General features: G+C 52.0%; 18 protein-coding genes. 6 read left to right on the plus strand and 12 right to left on the minus strand.

Features of this window, described 5'->3' with window-relative positions; all coding sequences use genetic code 11:
• Positions 1 to 49: 49 nt before the first annotated feature.
• The 3 genes from KXJ70_RS18480 to KXJ70_RS18490 are packed head-to-tail and all read left to right on the plus strand — an operon-like array spanning position 50 to position 4,506.
• Complete coding sequence (locus KXJ70_RS18480; protein WP_219045037.1) at positions 50 to 1,924, plus strand: adenylate/guanylate cyclase domain-containing protein; 1,875 nt, start codon at positions 50 to 52, stop codon at positions 1,922 to 1,924.
• 15 nt (positions 1,925 to 1,939) lie between these two features.
• Positions 1,940 to 2,311 (plus strand): response regulator, encoded by a 372-nt coding sequence (locus tag KXJ70_RS18485; protein ID WP_219045038.1) that lies wholly within the window; start codon positions 1,940 to 1,942, stop codon positions 2,309 to 2,311.
• Positions 2,308 to 4,506: an ATP-binding protein gene (locus KXJ70_RS18490; RefSeq protein ID WP_219045039.1), complete on the plus strand. Its 2,199-nt coding sequence runs from the start codon at positions 2,308 to 2,310 to the stop codon at positions 4,504 to 4,506. Before KXJ70_RS18485 ends, KXJ70_RS18490 begins: the two co-directional genes overlap by 4 nt.
• 14 nt (positions 4,507 to 4,520) lie before the next feature.
• Here the strand turns inward: KXJ70_RS18490 and KXJ70_RS18495 are convergent, their stop codons facing one another.
• The 5 genes from KXJ70_RS18495 to rpsU all read right to left on the minus strand — a co-directional run bounded on the left by KXJ70_RS18495 (position 4,521) and on the right by rpsU (position 9,783).
• Positions 4,521 to 5,069: a hypothetical protein gene (locus tag KXJ70_RS18495; protein ID WP_219045040.1), complete on the minus strand. Its 549-nt coding sequence runs from the start codon at positions 5,067 to 5,069 to the stop codon at positions 4,521 to 4,523.
• A 75-nt stretch (positions 5,070 to 5,144) separates the two neighbouring features.
• Positions 5,145 to 6,932 carry an RNA polymerase sigma factor RpoD gene (gene rpoD / locus KXJ70_RS18500; protein ID WP_219045041.1) on the minus strand — a complete coding sequence of 596 codons (1,788 nt, stop codon included), beginning with the start codon at positions 6,930 to 6,932 and terminating at the stop codon, positions 5,145 to 5,147.
• A 172-nt stretch (positions 6,933 to 7,104) separates the two neighbouring features.
• Positions 7,105 to 8,964 (minus strand): DNA primase, encoded by a 1,860-nt coding sequence (dnaG, locus tag KXJ70_RS18505; protein ID WP_219045042.1) that lies wholly within the window; start codon positions 8,962 to 8,964, stop codon positions 7,105 to 7,107.
• Between the two features lie 69 nt (positions 8,965 to 9,033).
• Positions 9,034 to 9,486: a GatB/YqeY domain-containing protein gene (locus KXJ70_RS18510; RefSeq protein WP_219045043.1), complete on the minus strand. Its 453-nt coding sequence runs from the start codon at positions 9,484 to 9,486 to the stop codon at positions 9,034 to 9,036.
• Between the two features lie 81 nt (positions 9,487 to 9,567).
• On the minus strand, positions 9,568 to 9,783 hold the full coding sequence (gene rpsU, locus KXJ70_RS18515; RefSeq protein WP_103682796.1) for a 30S ribosomal protein S21: 216 nt from the start codon (positions 9,781 to 9,783) through the stop codon (positions 9,568 to 9,570).
• A gap of 185 nt (positions 9,784 to 9,968) precedes the next feature.
• Here rpsU and tsaD point away from each other — a divergent pair, with 185 nt between their 5' ends.
• From tsaD to folK, 3 genes are read left to right on the plus strand one after another with little or no spacing between them, the layout of a single operon-like run.
• Positions 9,969 to 10,994 carry a tRNA (adenosine(37)-N6)-threonylcarbamoyltransferase complex transferase subunit TsaD gene (tsaD, locus tag KXJ70_RS18520; RefSeq protein WP_219045086.1) on the plus strand — a complete coding sequence of 342 codons (1,026 nt, stop codon included), beginning with the start codon at positions 9,969 to 9,971 and terminating at the stop codon, positions 10,992 to 10,994.
• A gap of 29 nt (positions 10,995 to 11,023) precedes the next feature.
• Positions 11,024 to 11,377: a dihydroneopterin aldolase gene (gene folB, locus KXJ70_RS18525; RefSeq protein WP_219045044.1), complete on the plus strand. Its 354-nt coding sequence runs from the start codon at positions 11,024 to 11,026 to the stop codon at positions 11,375 to 11,377.
• 2 nt (positions 11,378 to 11,379) lie between these two features.
• Entirely contained in the window at positions 11,380 to 11,889 is a 510-nt protein-coding gene (folK, locus tag KXJ70_RS18530) for a 2-amino-4-hydroxy-6-hydroxymethyldihydropteridine diphosphokinase (protein WP_219045045.1), read from the plus strand.
• Here folK and KXJ70_RS18535 read toward each other — a convergent pair.
• The 7 genes from KXJ70_RS18535 to KXJ70_RS18565 all read right to left on the minus strand — a co-directional run bounded on the left by KXJ70_RS18535 (position 11,886) and on the right by KXJ70_RS18565 (position 19,965).
• Entirely contained in the window at positions 11,886 to 12,971 is a 1,086-nt protein-coding gene (locus KXJ70_RS18535; RefSeq protein ID WP_219045046.1) for a tRNA nucleotidyltransferase/poly(A) polymerase-related protein, read from the minus strand. The two genes, folK and KXJ70_RS18535, sit on opposite strands and share 4 nt — an antisense overlap.
• A gap of 329 nt (positions 12,972 to 13,300) precedes the next feature.
• Positions 13,301 to 14,107, minus strand: coding sequence for a symmetrical bis(5'-nucleosyl)-tetraphosphatase (locus KXJ70_RS18540; protein ID WP_219045047.1), 807 nt, complete (start codon positions 14,105 to 14,107; stop codon positions 13,301 to 13,303).
• 9 nt (positions 14,108 to 14,116) lie between these two features.
• Complete coding sequence (gene apaG, locus KXJ70_RS18545; RefSeq protein ID WP_219045048.1) at positions 14,117 to 14,494, minus strand: Co2+/Mg2+ efflux facilitator ApaG/CorD; 378 nt, start codon at positions 14,492 to 14,494, stop codon at positions 14,117 to 14,119.
• Positions 14,495 to 14,509: 15 nt separating this feature from the next.
• Positions 14,510 to 15,307: a 16S rRNA (adenine(1518)-N(6)/adenine(1519)-N(6))-dimethyltransferase RsmA gene (gene rsmA / locus KXJ70_RS18550; RefSeq protein WP_219045049.1), complete on the minus strand. Its 798-nt coding sequence runs from the start codon at positions 15,305 to 15,307 to the stop codon at positions 14,510 to 14,512.
• Positions 15,307 to 16,302: a 4-hydroxythreonine-4-phosphate dehydrogenase PdxA gene (pdxA, locus tag KXJ70_RS18555; protein ID WP_219045050.1), complete on the minus strand. Its 996-nt coding sequence runs from the start codon at positions 16,300 to 16,302 to the stop codon at positions 15,307 to 15,309. Before pdxA ends, rsmA begins: the two co-directional genes overlap by 1 nt.
• Entirely contained in the window at positions 16,302 to 17,567 is a 1,266-nt protein-coding gene (locus tag KXJ70_RS18560) for a peptidylprolyl isomerase (protein ID WP_255558578.1), read from the minus strand. The genes pdxA and KXJ70_RS18560 overlap by 1 nt, the downstream gene beginning before the upstream one ends.
• The gene (locus tag KXJ70_RS18565; RefSeq protein ID WP_219045052.1) at positions 17,560 to 19,965 is read right to left on the minus strand and encodes an LPS-assembly protein LptD; all 2,406 of its coding nucleotides are present in this window, start codon (positions 19,963 to 19,965) and stop codon (positions 17,560 to 17,562) included. Before KXJ70_RS18565 ends, KXJ70_RS18560 begins: the two co-directional genes overlap by 8 nt.
• Positions 19,966 to 20,022 lie beyond the last annotated feature (57 nt).

The raw sequence follows: 20,022 nt of genomic DNA on the forward strand, positions 1-20,022 counted from the left end.
TTTGGGGATTAAATTCGATAATCTCGTACAGATTTTAGGGAGGCGATACTTGAGTAATCGCGATCGTATTTTTAAAGCCTATTTGGACGACCAGCGCCAGTCGTTACAAGCGCCCTTGGGGTCTGTAGAGGCATTCACTGAGTCACTGCTGGAGTTGCCCGTTATTTCGTCTTCTTCAGAGATGAAAGCCGATGTGAAGAAGATTGCTAAGGCCGCGGTGACCATGATCAAAATGCTGGAGTCGATTTCCGCGTTTTCTGCGGATTCCCAAACCGAGCTTTCCCGTCTGCGGCACGATTTACGTAATGCGATTGGTCTTGTAGATGGCTATGGCGATATGTTGCTCGAAGATTGTGAAGATGACGAGGCTGCAGAGTATATTCGCCAAATTCGTCACCAGTCCCGCTTGTTTCAGGGGCGTTTAGAGCAGTTTAAGTTGGGTGATGACGACAAGGCGGCTTCAGACCCGATAGCGGCTATTTTTAAAAGTTTTAAGCGCGGCATCATCCGCGATGATCAAGAGCATATGGCCGCTAGTATCTTGGTGGTGGATGACAACGACAGCAGTCGCGATCTACTTGCCCACCAATTACAGCGTCAAAATTACATGGTGATAGAGGCCGCCAGCGGTGAGCGTTGCTTGGAGATTATGCGCAGCGCCCAACCAGATTTGGTGTTGCTCGACCTAGTGATGCCGGACATGAACGGCTATGAGGTGCTTCAGGTCATTCGCAATGATGAGGCCCTGCGTCGAATACCGGTCGTTGTGGTAAGCGGCATGCAAGATGAAGAGGGGGCGGTGCGCTGTATTGACGCGGGTGCTAGCGATTATCTCCTCAAACCGGTGAACGCGACCTTATTAAAGGCGAGAATTCGAGCGTCTCTAGAGGCGAAGGGCTGGCGGGATCGCGAGCGGGAATACCTTGCTGAGCTTGAAAAAAGTCAGCGCTTCATTCGCAAAATATTTGGCCGATACCTGTCCGATGAAATTGTGCAACGGCTGTTGGACGATAACGATGGCCTGCAGCTGGGTGGCGAGCTGCGTCAAGTAACCATACTCATGGCAGATATTCGTGGTTTCTCGGCTTTGAGCCAGCAGCTCGGGCCTGAGCAGTGCGTAAAATTGCTGAATAACTACTTTGCTGCGATGACTGAAGTGGTTCAGCGCTTCAGAGGTACGGTCGACGAGTTTGTGGGTGATGGCATCTTGGTGATTTTTGGCGCCCCGCTCAGCGATAAGGATGATTGTGATAGAGCGATAGCGTGTGCAGTGGCGATGCAGCTTGCGATTAAAGACGTGAATGCGCGCAATCGCGCTGACAATTTGCCTGAAATTGCCATGGGTATTGGTTTGAATACCGGCGATGTGGTGGCGGGAAATGTCGGTTCTGAAATCCGCTCTAAGTACGGGGTGGTGGGCCACAACGTTAATCTGACTGGGCGTATTGAATCATGCACGGTGGGTGGGCAAATATTGGCCTCGCCGGCGACGATAGCTGCCGCCTCGACTCAGGTATTGTCCGGCGATAAGGTGACCGTATCGCTCAAGGGTATGGGTGACGCGGTTGCCTTGACCGAAATTTTGGGCGTCGGAATGCCCTATGATTTAGTACTGCCGCAGCCAGTGGATGAGTGGCAGGTATCAAAGGATCAAATTCAGCTGCAGCTCACCTTGATGGCGGGTAAACAAACTGCGTCGAAGCAATATGTAGTTCATGTTGATGCGCGCTCGGGTGACCGATTGCGTGTTACCAGTACCGAGCCTTTACCGATGTTGGTCGATGTGAGTATCGACGACTTTGACGCTGCGTGTTACGCAAAAGTAACGGCCCAGAGTGCAGACTCCGAATTTGAATATGTTTTAACACTGACGTCGACAAGTTCAGATTTACAAAGCGCGCTAAAAGGCGCATTTGATGAATAAGGTATGGGTGCTGTAATGCCGACGATATTACTTGTCGAAGATAATGAAATGAACCGCGATATGTTGAGTCGTCGTTTAAAACGCAAAGGCTACGAGGTGCTGTTGGCGATTGATGGTCAACAAGGCATTGATATGTGCCTTTCGGTCAGACCAGATTTAATGCTTTTAGACATGAGTTTACCGGTAAAAGACGGCTGGCAAGTCGCGCGAGAAATGAAGGCGAGTGAGTCGCTGCAAACGATTCCTATCATTGCGCTAACCGCACATGCGATGGCCGATGATCGTCAGCGCGCCTTGTTGGCGGGCTGCGATGATTATGATACCAAGCCGGTTGACCTGCCTCGATTGCTTGGCAAGATTGAACATCTACTCGGTGTTACCGAATGAGTTTTACCCGCCGTTTAACATTTTCTTTTGTCGCTATTTTGGTGCTGTCGCTTGGCAGTGTATTAATTCAAGTATGGGGTAACGATACGCGGCGCAGGAATGTGTGGTTGTTGCAACACGTGATTCGTACCCAGTCGGAGCTAAACGACTTTAGTCAGCGAATGTATAGCGCCCATCGCAAGATATTGGTGGTCGATGCCTTAGCTGAATCCGGCGCCCAAAATGCGGTGACTGAGGTGGAGCGCGGCGAGTTGCTTGCTGGTATTGATGTACTGGCCGCCCTCGAAAAGGAGTTAAACAGGGATTTACAAGAATACTTGGAAGCGGGGCGTTACGAGCCTTTAGGGGCCGCTGAATTGCTTGACCATTGGCGGGAGTTTCTACAGGCGAATGCTGGGCCGCATGGCGAAGACTTGCAGCGAGAATACGAGGCGCTAAGTTCACGTATCAGCGCGAATGAATGGTATCTCTTAACACGTTCCGATGAAATCAATGCGGGCTTGCGTGAAGTCGTTAGTATGACCAATAAAGTGGCCTTGGCGGTGTTTTTACTGGCGCTAATTACCACATTTGTTCTCGGCTATTACATGACTCGGTATACCAGGCGCGCGATTCGGCAGTTGCAAAAAGGCACGTCTGAGTGGGGGCAGGGTAATTTTGATTACAGCATCGCTGATATGGGGCATGACGAATTTGGTCAGCTGGCAAATTCCTTTAATGATATGGCCTCGAGTCTTCGGCAAGCGATGGGACGAGTCCGAGAGGCGAGCAGGCGAGCGGATGCGGCGAACCAGGCAAAGAGTGGCTTTCTGGCCAATATGAGCCATGAGCTGCGTACGCCGATGAATGCCATTATTGGCTATTCTGAAATGCTCTTAGAGGAAATTGCAGAAGAAGAGCAGCTTTCAGTAAATGATTTACAGCCTGATCTGGAGAAAATTCAATTAGCGGGCAAGCACCTGCTGACTCTGATTAATGATGTGTTAGATATTTCTAAAATTGAATCTGGTCGGATGGCGGTCTTCTGGGAAGATGTCGCTTTAGATGCTGTATTGCGTGATGTTGAAATCACAGTTGCGCCATTGATGGAGAAGAATGGCAATACCCTACATTGTGATTTCGATTTGCACGATGAACGGATTCGCACCGACGTGACGCGCCTGCGACAAATACTGTTGAATTTGCTGAGTAACGCGGCAAAGTTTACCCGCGCTGGCGATGTGTATCTTAGCGTGGCTGAGCAGAGGGAAGATGGCCAAGATTATTTAATGGCAGTGGTTAGAGATACCGGCATTGGTATGAGTGAAGAGCAGTTGGGCCGAGTTTTTGATGCGTTTGTGCAGGCCGATTTGTCTACCACAAAACAATATGGCGGCTCGGGTTTAGGTCTAACAATTTCGCGCAAATTCGCTGAGCTGCTGGGTGGCACTATCACGGCAAGCAGTGAGTTGGGGAAGGGTTCTACCTTCAAGCTAAAACTACCTGTGGGTGATGGCGATGGGGCTAAGGTAGCTTTAGAGAAAAATGCCAGCGGCGATATTCTGGTTATCGATGACGACCTTGCGGCTTTGGATTTAAGCCACCGGGCGCTTAGCCGAGAGGGGTACCGGGTGCGGACAGCCTCGTCTGGTGCTGAGGGTTTAGAAATGGCAAGGCAGCATCGGCCAGATTTGGTGGTGCTCGATGTAATGATGCCGGGCTTGGACGGCTGGCAAGTGCTGCATAGCATACGTGGCGATGCGGTGCTTGGCAGCGTGCCGGTATTAATGTTGTCGATGTTGAATGAGCATGATCTCGGTTTACTGCTTGGTGCCAGTGGTTATTTGGTGAAACCAGTAGAAAGTGCTGAGCTAGCGGCGGTGGTGCGCGACCTGCTACCGGCAACGGCGGTGGGCAATATGCTGCTTATAGAGGAGGGCGATACGCTGGCTAAGGTCATTGAGCAGCTTCCCGGGGCCGAGCATTGGAAAATTTATCACAGCGGTGATTTAACGCGGGTGGCTGAATTGCTAACCGAGTTGCCGTGGCAGTTGATTGTGATGGGCCCGCACAGCGATAGCGGTCAAGTCACTCGATTGGTCGCGCATCTGCGCACTGAGCATTGGCGCACTGTGCCGATGTTGATGGCACAAACCGAGGCGGAAATGCTTAGTTTGCGTGGTCAATTAGGCGCCTACTTGGATCGCGACGAGTAAAGACCTCTTCGACTTTATTGCAGGGTAAGCTGGCGCAATTTTTCGATAGCGCGCTGCAGATTAAATGTCTCGTTCAGCAACTGCTGTTGCCTAGCCTCTGCCTGTTCGCGCAGGGCTATTTCTCGATTTAAATCTAATCTCTGTTCTAGACAAAGCTTAGCGCTGAGAAGAAACATATCTAAGCTCGGCTTGTTTTGTGGCCAGCGCATTATTTGTTGGTATAGGCGATCCATAGTTGCGGTCGCTAAGGCCAAATTAAACATCGGGCTGTTTGGGTGTAAATAAACCAGTGTTAGGCCGGCGAGTGACTCTTGGATAGTATTTTGGTCAGTGCTCTCTTTGAGCAGCGCTTGAAAATCAGCCTCCGCCGCCGCAAATTGCTGCAAATTAAGTTGCTGCAGCGCTTGTGTAATGCTGCTGGTTTGCCGACTGCTGTCTAATGCGGGTGGTGTAAATTGAAACGAGTCATCCTGAGGCGGGGCGGTTTGGCAGCCAGTGATTAGGCCGACAAAAACAAGATAAAAGCTTGCGGTGCTTAGCAGGCGAGTGGCGTTAGCTAGCATCGTAGGGTTTCCATGTAAATGTTGAGAGCCGAGTTTGCCTTTGGCGCTTGGCAAGCTCGGCTCTTATCACCGGACTTATTCGTCTAGGAAGCTGCGCAGGTGATCTGAGCGAGTTGGGTGACGCAATTTACGTAAGGCCTTCGCTTCGATCTGACGAATACGCTCGCGCGTTACGTCGAACTGCTTGCCCACCTCTTCAAGGGTGTGGTCGGTGTTCATATCGATACCAAAACGCATGCGCAAGACTTTTGCTTCGCGGGCGGTAAGTCCCGATAAGACATCTTTAGTCGCTTCACGCAAACCTTCGCCAGTGGCAGAATCAATGGGTGAAGAGATGGTGCTGTCTTCAATGAAATCGCCCAAGTGTGAATCTTCATCGTCACCGATGGGGGTTTCCATTGAGATAGGTTCTTTGGCAATTTTAAGTACTTTACGTACTTTGTCTTCCGGCATTTCCATGCGCTCGCCAAGTTCTTCTGGTGTGGGTTCGCGACCCATTTCCTGAAGCATTTGACGCGAGATGCGATTCAGCTTGTTGATCGTTTCAATCATATGCACTGGAATACGAATAGTGCGCGCCTGATCCGCAATAGAGCGAGTAATGGCCTGACGTATCCACCACGTTGCATAGGTAGAGAATTTGTAGCCGCGACGGTATTCAAACTTATCTACCGCTTTCATCAGGCCGATATTGCCTTCCTGAATTAAGTCGAGGAATTGCAGGCCGCGGTTGGTGTATTTTTTCGCTATTGAGATAACCAAACGCAGGTTGGCCTCGACCATTTCTTTCTTGGCGCGACGGGCGCGCGCTTCACCGATAGATACGCGACGGTTGATTTCTTTAATATCAGAAATCGTCAGGTCTTGGCGCTCTTCAATGTAGGCTATTTTGTTTTGAATACGGCGGATAACGTCGCTGTAGTCGGCGAGCTTAGCGTGCTTCTTCAGAAGCTCGTCAGCCCACTTTAGATTGGCTTCATTGCCTTGGAAGCTGCGAATAAACTCTTTGCGATCAATGCCGACGTTCTTCACGCAAATGGTCATGATCTCGCGTTCCATTGAGCGAATAGAGCTCAATGTGGTGCGAACTTCTTCAATCAAGGGATCGAACATGCTAGGTGTGAGCTTGAAGAACTTAAATAGCTCTCCCAGGGCGTTTAATTCTTTGGCAGTTTGCTTGCTGTAACGACCGTGCTCGGCAATCGATTTTTCGACTTTGTCGGATTGTTTCTGCAGGGCGGCAAAGCGGATTTTAGCTTCTTCTGGATCCGGGCCAGAGACGGCGTCTTCGTCATCATCGCTGGCTTCTGCCGCGGCAGCAGCTTGAGCCTGTGGCGAGGGCACATTGTCTGCGGGGTCTAAATAGCCGCTCATAATGTCGCCTAGGCGGCGCTCTTCAGCAACAACCTTGTTGTATTCGCCCAATACGCCTGTGACAACGCCTGGGTAGAATGCAAGTGCGGCCATGACTTCACGGATGCCTTCTTCGATCCGTTTTGCGATGACGATCTCGCCTTCGCGGGTTAGCAGTTCAACCGTACCCATTTCACGCATATACATACGCACTGGGTCAGTGGTGCGGCCGGTTTCGGTCTCAACGGCTGCCAGGGCTGCGGCGGCCTCTGCGGCGGCGATATCATCTGGTGAGTCACTACCAGCCATGATCAGGGTGTCCTCATCAGGCGCGTGTTCAAACACCTGAATACCCATGTCGTTGATCATTTGGATGATTTCTTCGACCTGATCCGGATCAGAGATGTCTTCCGGTAAGTGGTCGTTAACCTCAGAGTACGTTAGATAACCCTGCTCCTTGCCTTTGGCAATGAGTTGTTTGAGGCGCGATTGATGCTTTGAGTCACTCATTCTTTCAAATTACTCGTTAGGTGCAGGTTAAAAAATAGCCGCGAATTATACTCTATTTACCCTTGGTACGACCAGTAAATTCCGGACTTGTTCTGGTAAATGGCGTTTCATCGCTGTTGTTTGGTGCTGTAAAAATTAGTCACTAGTGTGTATGCGGTGTCAGCCTGCTGTTTTATAAGCGGTGCTTTTGCTTTAAAAGCTGCTGAATCGCAAGCAACTGCTGTTTATCTGCCTCGCTAAGTTCAGCGTAGTTCGCGCTAGCTGGTTTGTCGACTTCATTACCGCTACGTAATTTATCGACGTGGTTGCGCAGTACTTGAGTCGATTTTTGAGTTTCGATGTGTGCCAAAGTGTCGAAAAATGCAGCTTCGGCTTTTTCGTCGTTTAATTCTGTGCCGAGTAGCTCAATTGTTTTGAGTGCCTCGGTCATAACCTCGTATTCGGGCTGGCCATACCAGTGGCCTAGCAGCATTGCTGTGCTGGAGTCTGGCCGCTTGCGCAGCAGCGCAATGGTGTTATTGAGTAGCGTTGCCGCTGCGGAATCTTCACTGTTATTTATGTTTGCTGGCCCCGTTGCTGCGCCGCGTGGGTTGAACAGCAGCATAGCTAGTGCGAACAGTAACGGGTCGCGTTGCGAGCCCGGTAGTTTGGCTGTGAGCTTTTGTGTACTGCGGCGTTGTTCGGGTGCGGCGGGTGCGGTGACTTCCGGCGGAGTCGGTGCCGGCACTTCGTCGAGCAGTTGGTCAATCGACTGACGGCTAAGACCGGTGCGATTTGCCAGTGAATCAAGCATGAGCTGGCGGAATACGCCGTCTGGTAGGAGTTGCAGCCGCGGTAGCGCTAATTTGCTTAGACGCGCTTTGCCTTCCAGTGTATCTGGGTCGGTTTGTTCATGTAGTGATTCAAAAAAATAGCGTTCCAGTGGCGCGGCATTGGCGAGCAGTTTTTGAAATCCGGCGGCGCCATCTCGGTTTACGACGCTGTCGGGGTCGTCGCCCTCGGGTAAAAATAAAAATCTAATTCGGCGGCCGTCTTCCATGACGGGAAGTGCGTTTTCAAGTGCGCGCTCTGCGGCCTTGCGCCCAGCGGCGTCACCGTCAAAACAGAAAATGAGTTCGCTCGCGTAGCGGAACGCTGTGCGCAGGTGCTCGGTGTTGCTAGCCGTGCCAAGGGTGGCGATGCCTGTCATGATACCGTGCTGGGCAAGCGCGACCACATCCATATAACCCTCTACCACCAGCAGTTGTTCGAGGTGGCGATTATTTTGGCGCGCCTGATACAGGCCGTAAAGTTCTTTGCCTTTATGGAAAATGTCGGTTTCCGGTGAGTTTAGGTACTTGGGTTTGTCGTCACCTAATACCCGGCCGCCGAAGGCGATGACCCGGCCGCGATTGTCGCGGATGGGGAACATGATGCGGTCGCGGAAGCGGTCATAGAGTTTTCCGTCTTCTTTTTCAATTAGCATGCCCGCATCAATCAGCTGCTGTTTGTGCTCCTCTGTGTCGCCAAAGGTTTTTAGCAAATTGTCCCAGCCTGGCGGGGCAAAGCCAATATTGAAGTCGCGGGCGATGCGGCCGCTTAGGCCGCGACGCTTTAGGTAATCAATCGCGCGCTGTGATTGCGGGTCTGAGCGAAGCTGCTTTTGATAATAAGCCGACACCTGCTCCATCAGATCGTAAATGGTTTTGCGGCGTTCTTGTTTTACCTGCTGCTGCGGACTGAGTTCCTCGCGGGGAACCTCTAGTCCGGCGATGTGGGCGAGATTGTCGACGGCGCTGGGAAAATCCTGGCGCTCGTAATCCATAATAAAGCCGACAGCATTGCCGCCCGCGCCACAGCCAAAGCAGTAGTAAAATTGTTTGTCTGGGTTAACGCTAAAGGAGGGCGTTTTTTCTTCGTGGAAAGGGCAGCGGGCACTGTAATTCTTGCCGGTTTTTTTGAGCGATACGCGGCGATTTATGACGTCAACGATATCAACTCGGGAGAGTAGATCGTCGATAAAATATTGGGGGATACGTCCTTTTGCGGCCACGTTAGTGTTTCCGGAGCAGAAGTTGAGTGAGCGTATCAGTCGGTGTTGGTGTTGGCAATTGCCTAGAGCTTAGGCCAGTAGCGCTTTAATCTTCTGGCTAACGGCACCCATGTCGGCGCGGCCCTGAACCTGGGGCTTGAGTACAGCAACAACCTTGCCCATGTCTTTAACCGCTTCGGCGCCGCTGCTGATAATGGCTTCTTTAATGAGGCCTTCTAGCTCTTCGTCGCTTAAGGGGGTGGGCATATAAGATTGGATGACGCCCATTTCAAAGCGCTCCTGCTCTGCCAGATCTTCACGGCCAGCATTTTCATACTGGCTGATCGAGTCACGGCGTTGCTTACACATTTTGTCGAGCACAGCCAGAACGCGCACATCATCAATATCAATGCGCTCGTCGACTTCAATGCGTTTTATTTCTGCGAGTATGAGTCGCACGGCATTCAATGTCGCTTTGTCTTTGGCTCGCATCGCGGCTTTCATCGCGTCTGTGAGTGTTTGTTTAAGCGTTTGATCTGCCATGGGCTCGCAGAGTTTCCTTTATAGAAGGAGGGGCGTAGCTAAAGCGCAAAGGCGCTACTAAGCACTCTTGAAAGGAGTGTCTTAGTAGAGGCGTTGTTGCTTTTTGTTGTCGCGTGATACTTTTTTAGCGTGACGCTTAACAGCGGCTGCTGCTTGGCGCTTACGAACAGAAGTTGGCTTCTCGTAGAATTCACGACGACGAACTTCTGCTAATACGCCTGCTTTCTCGCAAGAACGCTTAAAACGGCGTAGGGCGATATCAAATGGTTCGTTTTCTTTGAGTTTGACTGAAGGCATTCGTTAAACCTGTCCTAATCAATGTGCAAAATTTGCTGTTTGCACCGCTAAATTGAAAGCGGCACTCCAAGGGCGCTGAATTCTATACTCTGTTGTGGCAAAAAGCAAAGCCATTAAGGCGATTACTGGTGCGAATCCAACTGAGCCAGTATCATGCGCCCTCAATTAGTGTGGGATGTCTGAAAGTGCGTGTTTTGGGACTGGAAACCTCCTGTGATGAAACAGGTGTGGCGATATACGATTCTGAGCGGGGTTTGCTTGCAGAGGCTCTTTATAGCCAGATAGCGCTGCACGCTGAATTTGGCGGTGTGGTGCCGGAACTAGCTTCGCGCGATCACGTGCGCAAACTGCTGCCGCTGGTGCGTGAAGTCTTGGAAAAGGCCGGTATGCGCGGCAGCGATTTAGATGGCGTCGCATTTACCAATGGCCCAGGGCTGGCGGGAGCGTTAATGGTGGGGGCTTGTGCCGGTCGCGCTATGGCATACGGCTGGGGGATTCCCGCTGTTGCAGTACATCATATGGAAGGGCATTTATTGGCCCCGATGCTTGAGGAAAATGCGCCGAGCTTTCCATTTATTGCATTACTTGTTTCCGGTGGCCATACCCAGCTGGTGCGCGTTGATGGCATAGGTCGATACCGTATTCTGGGTGAGTCACTCGATGACGCCGCTGGCGAGGCTTTTGACAAGGCTGCAAAAATGCTCGGCTTGGGGTATCCCGGCGGGCCGCAGGTAGCGAAGGCGGCAGAGCGAGGAATCGTCGGCCGCTACACATTTCCACGGCCAATGGTAAATCGTCCGGGCTTAGATTTTAGTTTTAGCGGTTTGAAAACATTTACCTTAAATACCGTCGCTGCCAGCAAAGAGGCGGGGACGTATAATGAGCAGGATCAGGCAGACATCGCAGTTGCGTTTCAAGAGGCGGTAGTCGATACCTTGGTGATTAAATGCACCCGAGCACTGGTTCAAGAGAATTTAAGCACCTTAGTGATGGCCGGTGGTGTGAGTGCTAATAAAGTGCTGCGTGAACGCTTGGCGCAGAAATTGGCCAAATCAGGTGGCAGTGTATTTTATCCACGCCCAGAATTTTGTACCGATAACGGTGCGATGATCGCGTATGCGGGGCATTGTCGATTGCGGGCCGGCCAACACGAAGATTTAGGCGTTTCAATACGGCCCCGCTGGCCGATGACCGAATTAACTCCAGTCTGATTTATTCCGTGTCGGGCAAAGGGCAGTTTATGGATATTGTGTATATACGTGGTTTGCAAGCCGATGCGGTTATCGGTATTTACGATTTTGAGCGCGCCCACCGCCAGAGCTTGGTGTTGGATCTTGAGTTGGGCACCGACATTCGTCCCGCAGCGGCGGGCGACGATATTAGCCTCACCTTAAATTATAAAGCCGTTACTGAAACCGTAGAGCGTTTTGTAAAAGAGAGCGATTTTGCCTTAGTCGAGACCTTGGCTCAGCGCTGTGCAGAAATGATTATGAGTGAATTCAAGGTGCCCTGGTTGCGCCTGAGCTTGAGTAAGCCCGGTGCAATGCGCCAAGCGCAGGATGTTGGGATTATTATTGAGCGTGGTCAGCGCTAATTATGTCCGAGGTTTTTTTAAGCTTGGGTAGTAATACCAGCCGTTACCGGCATATGACCATTGCGCTCGATACCCTCAGTCAGCATTTCGGCCCATTGATGTTGTCCCGTGTTTATGAAAGCGAGTCGGTGGGTTTTCAAGGCACGCTTTTTTTAAATATGGCGGTGGGGTTTTCTACTGACATACCCTTGGCTGACTTGGCCGCGCAGCTGCGCGACATTGAGTTAAGCAATGGCCGCTTGCCGAACGCGCCTAAGTTTAGTCCGCGCACCTTAGATATTGATATTTTAAGTTATGGTGAGCTCACTGGCTGTCACAGCGGCATCGAGCTGCCCCGCGATGAAGTTCTCTACAATGCCTTTGTACTATTGCCGCTCACCGAGATAGCGCCAGATCATTGCCATCCTATTGATGGGCGCAGCTACCGTGATTTGTGGGCTGCTTATTCCTCCGATCAAAAATTGTGGCGAGTGCCATTTCAGTGGCAGGGTAGCAATATTTCTGAGGGCTAGGCATTCAGTTCTGTCAGACGCTTTAAGCGTGCTGCTCGCAGCGCCTCTCCTAATGCGGGGCCTGTAAAGCCCTTGGCGATTAAGTCTGCAGCTCGAATTTCCCGCAATGCGCTAGCGGCGTCTAGCACTGGTTCTAGGCGCTGTTCGTCGGGCAAGCGCAATCTTGCGACGACGACAAATGAACCTAATAGCTGCGGGCGTCGCGTGTAATCAAAACTTTCCAGCAATGCTAGCCAATCTACAGCGCTATTCAGTGTTGGCAGGGGAATATTGGCGGCGCAGCGCTCGGCAAGCCATGCGGCGCTATTGCTGGCGCGCAATTCGCGACATAGGGTTCTACATTGCTCTGCATCTAAGTCGCTACAGCTTATAGCGAAGCGAATATCCGCATCGGCCCCTGCTTCAGCGGCTTTTGCCAAGCTGTTTAGTGTTGCCGTGCTTAACGCCGGAGGCCACATCGGAAATAGCGCATGTAAGGCGCGGCACCTGAGTAAAACCTGAAAAAATACCTCGGGTGATTTCTCGTTTAGTGCCTTGTATAACTCCACCCAAATACGCTCGGCGGCGATGGTCGCAAGCTCGCCGTTGTCGCTCATTTCTCGCATTAAGACTTGGGTTTCGTCTGCGACCGTAAAACCGAGGTGAGCGTAGCGCGCCGCGAAGCGCGCAACCCGCAAAATACGCAGCGGGTCTTCACTAAAAGCCGGTGATACATGACGAAGCAGGCGATTATTTAGATCTTGCAGGCCGCCGTAGGGATCAATGATCTCGCCGCTGTCATCTTCAGCTATCGCATTGATGGTTAGGTCGCGGCGGCTGAGATCCTCTTCAAGAGTGATGTCAGGGCTGAAATCGCAGATGAAGCCGTGATATCCAACACCGGATTTTCGCTCTGTGCGAGCGAGGGCATACTCTTCCTTAGACTTAGGGTGCAAAAAAACCGGGAAGTCTTTGCCAACTTGTTGAAAGCCTTGGTCGAGCAAATCTTCTGGACGTGCACCCACCACCACCCAGTCTCGTTCGTGAAAGGGGTAGCCTAATAATTTGTCGCGCACGGCGCCGCCGACGAGATAGGTTTTCATGGTGCAGAGTTCGGTGTTGGGTATTTGCAGGGAGTATAGCAAAAGGGCGAGTCGGACGTCGGGTGTCGGGTGTCTGACGAAAATTCAAAAACAGTCCGAGCGAGTTTTTGAGTGAGCAAAGCGAATGTCCCTGGCGTCCGACTTCAGGCTTCTGACGTCCGACGTCCGACTAAAACCGAGTCAGATGTCGGAAGTCTGATGAAAAATCAAAAGGAGTTCGAACGGGTTTTTGAATGAGCAAAGCGAATGCCCTTAGCGTCCGACTTCAGGCCCCCGACGTCCGACACACTCAAGCACGCATCTCCCGTCTCTCCTCAAGCGTCCAGCAATTAGCAAGAACACCGATGAAACTCCCCGCTATCCATATTCAGCATCGTCATGTGGCGGCCCCAAACGCAGCCGCTGTCTAGCGCAATGATATCGCTGCGATTGGTTTCGCACTCCAGTGCTGCCCAGTGGCCGAAGATGAGTGTTTCGCTGCGGCTGCCTTCGGCTTGCCATTCAAACCATGGCCGGTAGGGTGCTGGAATGTCGGCGGCGCCCCCTTTGAAACTCAGTTCCAGTTTGCCCGTGACATCGCAAATACGCATGCGGGTTAAATGATTGGTGATGGCACGCAGGCGATCGTAGCCGGTAAGGTTGTCGTCCCAAGTTAGTGGCTCATCGCCGTACATATTGCGAAAGAAGTCGTCTACATGGGGGCTTTGTAATACCGTTTCGACTTCGCGGCTAAGCGCGAGCGCTTGTTCGCTAGTCCACGCGCTGGGAATGCCGGCGTGGCTCATTAGGTAGCGGCCATCGTCTGATTTACGCACCAAGGCCTGCTGCAGTAGCCAGTGCATGAGCTCGTCACAGTCTGGGGCGTTTAGCAGCGCTTGGAGGGTGGGGTGGCGTCCGCGCTCAGTGGTGCCGCGGGCTAAGGCAATGCAGTGGAGGTCGTGATTGCCAAGGGTAATGCGCAGTGATTCTTTGATGCTATAAAGATAGCGCAGCGTATCGAGGGAGTCCGGGCCGCGATTAATGAGGTCGCCAACCAGCCAGAGCTGGTCGCGCTGAGGATTAAAGCTAACTTGATCTAACAGGCATTGCAGGGGCGCTAGGCAGCCCTGCAAGTCACCTACCGCGTATCGGCCCACGCGAGCGCCTTAATGCAATGCCGATGGGCGTGCGAGAGAGAAAATGCCAATAGGCGCGATAAATGGACGACCAGAAGCACTAATCATTTCGTAGCTGCCTTCCATGGTGCCAACGGCGGTGTCGATGACCGCTCCCGATGTGTAGCTAAAGGATTCGCCAGGGCCAATCAAGGGTTGTTTGCCAATAACCCCTTCGCCTTGTACCTCCTGAACCTGATTGTCGCCGTCAGTAATAATCCAATGCCGGTTTAAAAGGCGAACAGCCTCTTCGCCGGTATTGCGAATTGTAATGGTGTAGGCAAAGGCAAAGCGTTGCTGTGCGGGCTCTGATTGGTCGGGTAGAAATTGACTCTCTACCTGGATTTCTACTGGTTCTGATTCGGTCATGATGTGCTCCGCAAATTACTCGCTGTTGCTGTCCACCGCATTGGCGATGGCAACATAGTCCGCTAAGCCCAGTTGTTCAGGACGAAGGCCAGAGTCGATACCCAAGCTTTCTATCGCCTCGCTATCGATAACCGCTTTTAAGGTATTGCGCAAGGTTTTTCGGCGCTGGTTGAAAGCGCTGCGCAAGACCGTTTGCAGGGTCTCGACATTGTTCGCTGGGCACGGTGGTGTTTCGTAGGGCGTTAGTCTAACGATGGCGGATTGTACCTTGGGACGGGGGGTAAAAGCTTCCGGTGGCACATCAAATAGCGATTCTACTTCACAAAAATATTGGGCCATGATGCCGAGCCGCCCGTAGGTCTTGCTGCCGGGCTGGGCGGCGAGCCGATCTACCACTTCTTTTTGCAGCATAAAATGCATGTCAGCAATGCAGTTATGGGCGGTAAGCAGGTGGAAAATGAGCGGCGTAGAGATGTTGTAGGGCAGATTGCCGACCACGCGTAGCTTGTCGCCCGCAGCTAAGGCGGTAAAGTCGAATTTGAGCGCGTCACCCTGATGAATTCGGAAATTAGTTTCGCCGCCGAATTTTCCCTCAAGAATCGGAATAAGGTCGCGGTCTAACTCAATCACGTCGAGTTGACATCCAGAGGCAAGAATTGACTCGGTGATCGCGCCTTGGCCGGGACCGATTTCCAGCACTCGCTGATTTTCTAGCGGACTAACGGCGCGGACTATGCGGCGAATAATACCTTGATCATTGAGGAAATTCTGACCAAAGCGTTTGCGCGCTTGGTGCTGTGGAGGTGATTGCATTAAAGACTATTCCTGCTGCTGTGCTCCGCCATTGAGATGGCGGTGGTGAGCGCGGCATAGAAACTGCCGCTGTCGGCGCGGCCGCTGCCGGCTAAATCCAGCGCGGTGCCGTGGTCGACTGAAGTGCGAACAATCGGCAGGCCAAGGGTGATATTTACGGCTCGGCCAAATCCCTGATACTTAAGTACGGGCAGGCCCTGGTCGTGGTACATCGCCAGCACCGCGTCGCAGTGTTCAAGATGATGTGGCGTAAATGCGGTGTCTGCGGGTAAGGGGCCACTTAAGTGCCAGCCGCGTGTTCGCAGTTGCTCCAGACAGGGAATAATCGTATCGATTTCCTCTCTGCCCATATGGCCACCTTCGCCGGCGTGGGGGTTTAGTCCTAGCACCAAAATGCGCGGCTGCTGGCAGCCAAACTGCTGCAGTAGTGCACCGTGTAAAATTTCGGTGACGCGTTGCAGGTTGTCACTGGTGACGGCGGCGGGAACGGCGCTCAGCGGCAAATGCGTGGTGACCAGCGCGACCCGCAGTTGCTCGGTGGCGAGCATCATGACAACTTTATCGACATGGCAGCGCTCAGCCAAAAATTCGGTATGACCGCTAAAGGGAATGCCGGCGTCGTTAATAATCGATTTTTGCACAGGCCCAGTGACGAGCGCTTGGCAGTCGCCGTTCTTACATGCGTCGGTTGCGCGGCGCAGCGTTTCCAATACGTAATGAGCATTGTCGACATTGAGAATACCGGCTTCAGCAGGGCTGTGGCAGGGAATACTCACCACCCGCAAATGACCGCTGCGATGTGCCATCGGCGCGGCGCTAAAGTCGGCTTCGCTTATGTGTAAGGGCAGGCCGATATCAGCGGCACGCTGAATTAACAAAGCGGGGTCGGCAAAGGCAATTAATTCGGCGTCAAAATCTTGTTGGGCGAGCTTAACTAAAAGCTCAGGTCCGACCCCGGCAGGTTCGCCGGGGGTAATGGCAATACGTGATGGCATTAAATTTTGATGTCGACAAAGGCTTCGCTGCGGATTTTACGAAGCCATATATCAAGCTCATCGGCGTATTTGCGCTCGTGCAATGCATTGCGAGCGATTTGCTTGCGCATATCATTGGTCACGTCCTTGGTGCGGCGCTCAACCACTTTGATAACATGCCAGCCGAATTGGCTTGCGACTGGCACATGAATTTCGCCGGGGCTGGTTTCGTCCATTGCCTTTTGGAACTCAGGGACGAGCTGCCCGGGGGTGGTCCAGCCGAGGTCGCCGCCTTCTTGGGCAGAGCCGATATCTTCGGAATACTCTTTAGCTAACTCGCGGAAGTCTTCGCCATTTAAAGCGCGCTGACGCAGTTGCTTGGCCAGTGCAATGGTTTGTGCTTCGTCGCGAATCGCAGAGGGTTTGAGCAGAATATGGCTGGCACGAGTCTGTTTAACCAGTTGTTTTACGCCGCGGCTTTCCAAGAGTTTGATGATATGGAAACCGCTGGCGCTTTGCAGTGGCTCTGATACATCGCCATCGGTCATTTTTGACGCTACACCTTTAAACAGGGCGGGAAGCTCGGTGCCTTTGCGCCAGCCAAGATCGCTGATGCTGATATCGGTGTTCGCATTGTCGACATCTTTACCGGAGCGCAGTTTTGCGCTTAAGGCTTTAGCCCTGTTTTCAGCCGCTTTGCGCTCGGTGTCGGTAGCTTCTGAGCTAACCGGAATAAGAATATGAGAAAAATGGAATTCTGGCGACGTGACCTCTTTGCCTTCTGAGGATTGCAGGTAGTTTTGAATTTCCTGCTCCGTCACTTGAATGCGTTGGTTCACATTGCCCATTTGTACGCGCTGGAGAATCATTTCACGGCCAATTTGTTCGCGAACCGCGAGATAGGATGCACCGCTCGACGTCAACGCCTGTTGGAATTGCGATAGGGTCATATTGTTGTTAGCGGCTATACGTGCAACCGCTGCGTTAAGCTCTTCGTCTTCAATGCGCAAGCCGTAGCGGTTTGCCATTTGCATCTGAATATTTTCGAGCACCAGTAAGTCGAGAATTTCTTTGCGGAGCTCCTCTTCTGGCGGTGCTTGTTTGCCTGTCCGCGCAATATTGGCCTTGATACTATCTAGGCGTTCATCGAGTTCGCTGGCAAGAATGATGTCGTCATCGACGATGGCCACCACCTTGTCTAGCCATTTGGTTTCGGCCTGGGTGAGTGGGGCAAGTGCGATTAGTAGCACGGCGGTGAAAGCTTTTAGTAAGCGCATATTATTCATCAGATAAGTAGCCAAAAATACTGTCCTTTAAAACACTGGTGACTGCGGTGCCTAGGCCCCCGAGTCCTTTTAACTGAAATTCGATCAACACGGCCGAGTTGTTTTGAGTCCCGGTATTGCCTGTGCTGCTAAGGTTAGACCCGATGTCGTTGTCGGGTTCCAAGGCCCGCTGATAAACAATACGGGTCAGCCAACAGCAATTTTGGTATTCCGCACCAATCAGATTCTCGACGGGTCGATTGTCTTCAAAATCGTACTGGGTTTTGGCGTACAGCTTCCACTGGTCGTTTAGCGGCAAGCTTATTGAGACATCGCCTTGCTTAACATCATTCTCTAAACCGCCAAGGGTATTCCCCTCGCGGCGAAATGTATAACCGGCATTAAATAAGGCGCCGCTATCGCTGCGCTGATGGTAGCTTAGATTGGTCTGATTGAGCACCCCTTGGCGAGCATCATATAAAACATCGACGCTCAGCCAGCGATAGTCGTCGGGCAGAATGCGAATTTGGCCGGCTAAATCTGAATTATTGCTTTTCCGCACATCGTCGCCGGGTAGCTGCACTCGCCCGTCGTCAAAATAGTGCAGCTGGCCGAGGCTAGCGGTAAGCACCTCTCGGCCAGCTTCGTTATTGATAAAACGGCTACTGACCCCAACGGCGACCTGGTTGGCATCATCTAAGCGGTCGTGACCAGTGAAACGCGTGTCGCGAAATAGCTGCTGATAAGTAAAAGTCAGAGCTGAGCTGTCGAAGTCGGGCTGATCGCTTTGGTCAACGTACTCTGAATAGCGATAAAACAGTCGTGGCTCAAGGGTTTGAGTCCAGTCTTGATCGGTGATGCTGAGATCTCGTTCAAAGTACAAGCCGCTGTCTAGGGTAAATTGACTGCTATTGGCGCTAAGCTGGTTGTCGATGCCAACTAAGTCGGCGTCCTCGAGCTCATAGGCCACATGGCGGCTTTTGAAGGCAGGTTCTACAAAGCCCCAGCGCCAGCGCATAGGTAGGCTGGCACCGGCAGTGCCAAACAGGCGCTGTCCGGTTATTTTGTTGCCGCCTTCGCTAAGCTTGTCGCGGTGATCGAACTGGGTGTACTCAAACTCCATGCTGGGTTCTAGTTGGAAGTTTTTGGCTGGTGATTGGTAGTTTAGACGCAGCTGCGGCAATTTTTGATAGGGGTCTTCCACTGCCGCAACCGTCTGGTAGCGTTGAACTTCTATACGGCCGCTCCAGTCGTCTGAATTATAGTTTACTGCGGCTTGCTGATTGAGGTGGCTGCTGCGTTTTACGGCTAAATTGGCCAGTCCGAGGTCGCGGAAATACTCGTCATCGCTGACTTTGGTGAAGTCTATCTCGGTGCCCCAGCGCTCATTCATATAGCCGTTTTCACTAATACCCAGCAACCAGCGGTCGATCTCATCTCGTTTGTCATTGGGCAGGTAGCTGGTGTTGACAGCCCATTCGCTGTACTTATTTAAGTAGCGCAATTCGGTTTCAAGTGCCTCACCCCGTTGTTCAATAAACCTAGGGGTGATAATCGCGTCGTAGTTAGGCGCAAGGTTTAGATAGTACGGCGTTGAGATGTCTAGGCTGCTGTCGGCAAAGCCAATTGACGGGAATAAAAAGCCAGTGGCGCGACGCTCGTCAACGGGGAAGTTCAGATACGGACTGTAAAATACGGGAATGTCATAGACTCGGATACTGGTGCCGCGGGCAACTCCTCGACCACTGTCGTAATTTAAATCAATGCTGTCGGCGTGCAGAGACCATGTTTCATTGTCAGGGGTGCACTGCGTGTAACTTGCTTGTTCTAGTTCAAAGCGGGAGTAATCTGGCCGCGCAATTCGGCCGGCTGTGCCGCGGGCACCGGTGTCAAAACTTAGAATCTCTGCTTGTTCCAGCGAGCCTAGGCCTTTATTTGTGTCAATTTGGGCGAACTCACCGCGCAACATAATACCGGGTTGGCGCAATACCACATTGTCACGCAGCAGCACCGTATTATTACTGCGATTATATTGTGCGTAACCGGCATCCAGGCTTAGGTCGCCTTTACGCAATTGCACGTCGCCGGTCATAGTCGCTTTAGTGCCGACTGACTCTATGGTGTCGGCAGACACGTTTAGCGGCGCTTTTAGCGGTGATTGGTCTGAGCCCTGCCAATTTCGTGATGGCTCTATGAATCTACCTTGGCAGCCCGGGCTTAGTCCACATTTAGAGGCGTCGCTAAGGTGGGAGTTAGGTACCCAGTGCCAGTGCTGGTAATAAAGTGGCAATTCAGACGTGTCGGTATTAAGTGCTGAGGCGTCAGTACTGCCACAATCTGCGCTGGTATTAACCTGTGCTATCGCCGCCCCTGATAGGGTGGTGAGAAGAGAGATTAGGAGTAGACGAAACGCTGGCATCGGTTAGTGATTTTATTCTGGCGATGGAGCCCGGATTGGCGAAGGTGGATAATAAAG

Source organism: Zhongshania aquimaris, assembly GCF_019312595.1.
GTDB lineage: Bacteria > Pseudomonadota > Gammaproteobacteria > Pseudomonadales > Spongiibacteraceae > Spongiibacter > Spongiibacter aquimaris.